Source organism: Micromonospora sp. D75, from assembly GCF_018070405.1.
In the GTDB taxonomy this organism is placed as follows: domain Bacteria; phylum Actinomycetota; class Actinomycetes; order Mycobacteriales; family Micromonosporaceae; genus Micromonospora; species Micromonospora chalcea.
Map to the genome: position 1 here is coordinate 1 of NZ_JAGPXV010000334.1, position 6,463 is coordinate 6,463.

General features: G+C 73.2%; 6 protein-coding genes. 1 reads left to right on the forward strand and 5 read right to left on the reverse strand.

Annotation, left to right across the window (positions count from 1 at the left end; genetic code table 11):
- Window positions 1-141: 141 nt before the first annotated feature.
- The 3 genes from eis to KBX39_RS19590 all read right to left on the reverse strand — a co-directional run bounded on the left by eis (window position 142) and on the right by KBX39_RS19590 (window position 2,770).
- Window positions 142-1,341, reverse strand: a complete 1,200-nt coding sequence (gene eis, locus KBX39_RS19580; protein WP_210871873.1) for an enhanced intracellular survival protein Eis — start codon at window positions 1,339-1,341, stop codon at window positions 142-144.
- A 52-nt stretch (window positions 1,342-1,393) separates the two neighbouring features.
- Window positions 1,394-2,113, reverse strand: coding sequence for a PP2C family serine/threonine-protein phosphatase (locus KBX39_RS19585; protein ID WP_013283512.1), 720 nt, complete (start codon window positions 2,111-2,113; stop codon window positions 1,394-1,396).
- 93 nt (window positions 2,114-2,206) lie between these two features.
- Window positions 2,207-2,770, reverse strand: coding sequence for a helix-turn-helix domain-containing protein (locus KBX39_RS19590; RefSeq protein ID WP_166455674.1), 564 nt, complete (start codon window positions 2,768-2,770; stop codon window positions 2,207-2,209).
- 57 nt (window positions 2,771-2,827) lie between these two features.
- Between KBX39_RS19590 and KBX39_RS19595 the strand changes: the two genes are divergently transcribed.
- Entirely contained in the window at window positions 2,828-4,042 is a 1,215-nt protein-coding gene (locus KBX39_RS19595; RefSeq protein ID WP_113972227.1) for a benzoate/H(+) symporter BenE family transporter, read from the forward strand.
- Window positions 4,043-4,049: 7 nt separating this feature from the next.
- On the opposite strand, the gene KBX39_RS19600 is transcribed toward KBX39_RS19595, so the two are convergent.
- Both KBX39_RS19600 and KBX39_RS19605 read right to left on the reverse strand, forming a co-directional pair.
- On the reverse strand, window positions 4,050-5,954 hold the full coding sequence (locus tag KBX39_RS19600; protein ID WP_210871875.1) for a GGDEF domain-containing phosphodiesterase: 1,905 nt from the start codon (window positions 5,952-5,954) through the stop codon (window positions 4,050-4,052).
- The coding region (locus KBX39_RS19605) for an RNA polymerase sigma factor (protein ID WP_247660369.1) at window positions 5,941-6,463 on the reverse strand (523 nt) is incomplete at its 5' end. The genes KBX39_RS19600 and KBX39_RS19605, both read right to left, overlap by 14 nt.

Genomic DNA, 6,463 nt, shown 5'->3' on the forward strand with positions numbered 1-6,463 from the left:
CGTCCGGCGCGGTACGCGCGCGAAGAACCCGACGGCCGCCCCGATCAGCAGGGCCGACCCGGCGAGCAGGCCCCAGAATCCCGCTTCCAGCCATTCCGGCACGCGCTGGACCCTACCCCCGGCCGCGTGCCGCCAACCGGGTCAGAAGTCGGCGAACAGGTGCGGCAGCTCGCGGGGGAAGAGGCGGCGCAGCTCACCGGCCGCGTCCACCGGCACGTCGCCCAGGCCGCGTACCACCACCTCGGCCGGGTCGAGCACCCCGTACGCCAGGGCGGACAGCCCGGCGGCGGTGAGCCGCGCGGCCGGCACGCGGCCCTCGGCGGTGGTCTGCGCGGGCAGCACCGCCAGCTTGCCGGTGGTGCCGTCGAGCAGGTGCCGGCCGGCGAGCCAGCGGTCGCCGACCACCTCGATCAGCACCCGGCCCACCCCGACCGGCTGGTCGGCGAGCGCGTCCAGGCTGAGCAGCCGGGCCATCGGCGCGGTCGGGTCGGGCCGGGCCACCCTCGCCTCCACCTGCACGTCGAGGTCGGTGAGCCACAGCTCCGGCAGTTCGTCCGGGGGAATCTGGACGCTGATCCGGGCCACCTGGTCGACGTGCCGGGCGAAGAACTGGAGCACCGACGCCCGGGCGTACGGGTCGTCGACGAGCAGGTCGTCGGCGTGCAGCGTGCCGGCGTGGTCGTCGATCCGGTAGGTGACAGCGCCGACCGTCTCGCCGCCGCGCACCACGCTGACCAGCCAGCGGTCGTCGCGGTCGCGCAGCCCGACCGCCCGGAAGTCCGGGAAGACCGCGAAGCCGTGCCGTTCCCGCAGGCACCGTTCGGTGTACGCGCGCCACCGCGCATAGCCGGTGCCGATCCGCTCCCAGACCAGCTCGTCCGGCAGTTCGGCGCGCAGCAGCGGCGCCAGGTCCGCGGGGGAGAAGACAGCGGTACGCCGCCGGGGCAGCCCGATGTAGCCGAAGCGCTCGTAGAACGAGGCGCGGAACGGGTGCAGCGCGCTGAGCTGCTGCCCCTCGTCCCGCATGCCGTCGAGGAGCTGGTGCATGAGCGTGCGGACGTGTCCGCGCCGGCGGGCCAGCGGATGGGTGGCCACGCCCGCGACACCGGCCATCGGCAGCACCGCGCCGCGCAGGTTCTGCCGCATCGGGATCGCCGAGACCGCCGCCGCGGTGACGCCGTCCTCCTCGGCCACCAGTGTCGTGTTCCCGGCGTTGTACGGCAGGTAGGCGCGGAACTGGTCGGTCCGGGAGGCGCCCATCGGCGAGGCCTCGAACGCGTACGCCTGGAGCGGGAAGCTGGTGGTCAGTCGTTCATCGGCGGCCAGCCGGCGGATGTGCATCCGTTCATCCCAACCGCAGCGGGCGCGCTCCGCAACCGGAAAGGACGCCGACTCACGCCTCGGTGACGTCCGAGATGACCACTGTCACGTTGTCCGGCGCGCCGGCCTGGTGGGCCAGCTTCACCAGTTGCTCGCCGCACTGCTGGCGGTCGCCGTAGGTGGCGAGCGCCGCCGCGATGGCGGCGTCCTCCACGTAGTCGGAGAGGCCGTCGCTGCACAGCAGCAGCCGGTCGCCGGGGAACACGGTGAGCGCCCCGACGGCGGGTGGCGCGTCGGAGCCCTGCACCGCGCGGGTGACCAGCGAACGCTGCGGGTGGTGGCGGGCCTGGTCGCGGGAGAGCGCGCCCTGGTCGACGAGCGCCTGCACGAACGTGTCGTCGCGGGTGAGCTGGGTCAGCTCGTGGTCGCGCAGCAGGTAGCAGCGGGAGTCGCCGACCTGGGCGAGCACCAGGGTGTCCCCGGCGAGCAGGGCGGCGGTCAGCGTCGTACCCATGCCGTCGCGGGCCGGGTCGACGGTGATGGCCGCGCGGATGCGCTGGTTGGCGGTGCTGACCACGGCGCGCAGCGCGTCGGCCGCCTCGTCGGCGCCGGTGGGCGGGGTCAGCTCGTCCAGGATCCGGATGACGATCTCGCTGGCCACCTCGCCGGCGGGGAGCCCGCCCATGCCGTCGGCCACCGCCACGAGGCGGTCACCGGCGAGGGCGGAGTCCTCGTTGTTGGTCCGGACGAGGCCGACGTCGTTGAGGATGGCCGAGCGGAGGATGAGCGTCATGAGGACAAGCTTGCCAAGAAGAACGGCTCCGCGTCTCTACGCGGTGGCGGGTCTGCTGAAAGAAATGTCATCCGCTTGCATCCTGGGTATGCGTCAACTGTCCGGTGTGGACGGTCGAGGATAACGCAGCAGCAGGCTCGCGTGGACCTCCTCCTCGCCCACCGCCGCGTACGTGTGCGGCACGTCGGAGACCCACCGCAGGTAGCCGCCCGGACCGGCGGTGAGCGGGGCGTCGACCGGGCCGGCGCGCAGTACGCCGGAGAAGACTGTGACGTGCTCGGTCACGCCGCTGGAGTGGGCGGGGGAGAGCTGAGCCGGACCCGGGGTGACCCACATCCGGTACAGCTCGAAGGTCGCCTCCCGGTCGCCGAAGACCTCCAGCAGCGTGGCGCCGACAGCCGCCCCGCGTACCGTGGGTGCCTGCTCGGGCGCGGAGAGTACGGCGGTCAGCGGCACGCCGAGCTGCGCGGTGATCGCGTACAGGGTTTCCAGCCGGGGGTTGCGCACGCCGTTCTCCAGGCCGGAGAGCGTGGCCTTGCCGACGCCCGCGAGGCGGGCCAGCTCGGACAGGGAGATGCCCCGTTCGGTGCGGAGCGAGCGGATGCGCCGGCCGACCTCCCGGGCGCCCCGGTCATCGGGTGGTGCGGCGGCTGTCATGAGGGCTATCGTGCTACACCGTGCCGTTCCGTAAACGGAACGGCGGAGGAGGAGAGCATGGGGGGTCGGCTCCAACCCGTCCTGGCCGGCGTGGTGACCGCCCTGGTCGGCTTCGCCAGCTCGTTCACAGTCGTCCTGGCCGGGCTGCGCGCCGTCGGCGCCGACCGGGACCAGGCGGCCTCCGGCCTGCTCGCGCTCTGCGTCGCCAGTGGCGCCTGCGCGGTCTGGCTCGGCCTGCGGCACCGGCTGCCACTGTCGATCGCCTGGTCCACGCCGGGCGCGGCGCTGCTCGTCGCCACCGGGCCGGTCACCGGCGGCTGGCCCGCCGCGGTCGGCGCCTTCCTGCTCGCCGGCCTGCTGATCGTCGCCGCCGGGCTGATCCCCGCGCTCGGCCGCGCGGTCGCCGCGATCCCCGCCCCGATCGCCTCCGCCATGCTCGCCGGGGTGCTGCTGCCGCTGTGTACGGCGCCCGTACGCGCCCTCGTGGAGGTGCCCCGGCTGGCCGGGCCGGTGGTGCTGGTCTGGCTCCTGCTGCACCGGTTCGCCCGCCGCTGGGCGGTACCCGGCGCGCTCGCCGTGGCAGTTGTCGCGATCGCGCTCACCACCTCCGGCCCGGCCCGGATGGACGCCGCGCCGGTCGTCGCGCTCACCGCGCCGGCCTGGACGCTGCCCGCCGTCGTCGGGCTCGCGCTGCCGCTGTTCCTGGTCACCATGGCCGCCCAGAACGTGCCTGGCACCGCCGTGCTCGCCGGCTACGGCTATCGGGCCCCGCTGGGCTCGGCGCTGCGGGTGACCGGGCTCGCCACCGCCCTCGGCGCTCCGGCCGGCGGGCACGCGGTGAACCTGGCCGCGATCACCGCCGCGCTGGCGGCCGGGCCGGACGCTCACCCGGACCCGGAACGGCGCTGGATCGCCTCGGTCACCGCCGGGATCGGGCTGGCGCTGCTCGGGCTCGGCGCGGGCGTGGCCACCACACTGGTGTTGCTCTCCCCGCCGGTGCTGGTGGAGGCCGTCGCCGGGCTCGCCCTGCTCGGCGCGCTGGCCGGGGCTGTCGCGGCGGCTGTGGCCCAGCCGGACGCGCGGGAGGCGGCGGTGGTGACGTTCGTGGTCACCGCCTCCGGGGTGAGCCTGTTCGGGGTGGGCGGCGCGTTCTGGGGACTGGTCGCGGGCTGGCTGATGCTGCTGCTGTTCCGCCGCCGCGCGGCCGCGTCCCCGCCGGCCGGGTCGCCCGAGGCGGAACCCGCCCCGCCGGTTCCCAGCCGGGCCGGGTGACGACCGGTCATCCCATGGCGGTCTGCTGAGGCAGGAGCCGCAGTTCGAGTTCGACGCTCTGCACCTCCTCCTGGCTCACAGTTATCGGTTCCGGCCGCCCGATCTGATATCCCTGCGCGAAGTCGACCTCCGCGGCGCGCAGGAGATCGAGGGTCTCCTGGTCCTGGACGTACTCGGCCGCGACCCGGATGCCGAGCGTGTGGCACAGCTCGACGAGCGCCGACACCACAGCCTGGTCGGCTGGCGACCGGCACAGGTCGACGATGAACGCGCCGTCGATCTTCACCAGGTCCACCGGCAGGTATTTGAGCTGGGCGAGGGCGCCGTATCCGGTGCCGAAGTCGTCGAGCGCCAGGTGGCAGCCGACCTCTCTGATTCCGGTGGCGAAGGCCAGCGCCTCGTTGCGGTTCTCGATGAGCGCGGTCTCGGTGATTTCGAACGTCAGGCATTCCGGCTTGACGTGGTGCCGGTGGATCGCCCCGGTCACGAAAGCGAGCAGTCCCGGGTCGGCGAGCGACTTCCCGGAAATGTTCACCTGGTAATGCGAGGTCTGTGCCCCGCGGCCGATCAGTTCCAGAGCGTGGTCGATGACCCACTTGTCCACCGCCAGGATCTCGCCGACCCGCTCGGCCATGTCGAGAAAGGCCCACGGCGCGACCGGTTCACCGGTGTCGCTGCGAACGCGCAGCAGAATCTCGTGACGGGCCACCTGATTGAGCCCGAGATCGATGATGGGCTGGGCGTACAGGGCGAACCGGTTGGCCGAGACGGCGCGGTGAATCCGGCGGCGGCACCGGTCCGTCCGTTCCCGCTCGGCGACCGGCCGCTCCAGGACCTTGACGGCGGTGGCGTTGCGGTGCGCGTCGCGGGCCGCGTGCTCGCCGTCCACGAGAAGGTCGAAGCCGGTGTCCGGGATGTCGTTGTCGAAATGGACCACGCCGGCCGAGGTGTTGAGCCGCAGGGGCTTCTGCCGGACGCTGAACAGATGGTTCCGGAACTTGTCCACGATCCGGGCGGCCAGGGCCTCGGCCTTCCCCGCGTCGTCCCGGGGGGCGAGCAGTAGCCCCCACGAGCCGGAACCCACCAGCCCGCTGGTGACGCCGTCCCCGGCGACTGCGCGCAGGGTCCGGGCGATCTCCGCCGTCACCTGGTCGCGGTCCTCGTCGGTCAGCGCGTCGGGCAGCCGGGTGGCCGGTTCGGTCGCCACGACGATCAGGGCGCCGCCGGTGGTGCGCCGCGCCCGGTCGACCTCGTCGATCACGTACCCGCGGGTCTGGAGCCCGGTGAGCACGTCCCGGACGGCCGGGTCGGGGCCGAGCATCCGGCTGCGTACGGCGAGCCGGCGCTGCTCCTGGCGGGCGAGTTCGAGCGCGGTGATGTCCTCGCCGGTGGCGATGACGCCGACCGGCCGGCCCGCGTCGGTGAGGATCTCGAGGTGGCAGTACACGTGGCGGACGCTGCCTCCGGGCTGGACCACCCGGAAGCCGATCTCGTCGGGGCGGCTCTGTTCCCACGCCGTCCGCACCGCGGCGAGGACGCGCTCGACATCGGCGGGATGAACGAGGTCGGCGAGCGTCCGCGGGGTGAGGCGGAGCGTTCCCGGCGCCTGCCCGACGATCATCGCCATCTCGTCGGACCAGGAGAGCCGCTCGAAGCGCTCCGCGTCGCGGTCACCGGGCAGCCAGGTGACGGTGCCCTGCTTCGCCAACTGGGCGGCGCGGGTGACCCGGACGGCCTCGTCGGCGTCCCAGGTCAGGGGATCGGCGAGGTCGGTGTCCACGATGATCTTGTAGCCCTCGGCGAGGGACAGGTCGTGCTGGCTCTGCACGGTCCGCGCCACCCGGCGCGCGCGGGCGAGCTCCAGCGGGCTGGGCGTGGTCTCGGCGAGCGCCAGGATGTCATCGAGATCCACGGCCGGCCCCCTGCCGCCGCTCGCTCTCCGAGCGGGTGAAGCCGGCCTTCTCGGCCAGTTCGCACAGCTCCTTCTTGGCGGCGGCCTTGTAGGAGCGGACGCTGTTCTCGGTCAGGCCGAGGATGCGGGCGATCTCCTGGTTGGAGAAGCCCTCCTTCGACATCTGGAACACCTCGGCGTGCCGTACCGGCAACTGGTGCAACCAGCCGCGCAGCGTCTCCTGCGCCTCCCACGCGTCAGCGATGTCCGAGTGGGACGACGGCGGCAGGTCCTCCGGCGCCACCGCGGCCTCCCGCAGTCGTCGGTCGTGATCCTTCAGCATCTTGAACCGCGCCGTACGGACGATCCACCCGATCGGCCGGACGTGGTCGCGGAGCTTGGACCACTCGACCCGACCGTGCAGAAAGGCTTCGTGAAGCGCGTCCTCCACCGCCTGACGGTCCCGGCATCTCGCCCGGAGAATCCGTTCCACGGTGTGGTACGAGCCTTCGGTGAATTCGGCGAACTCC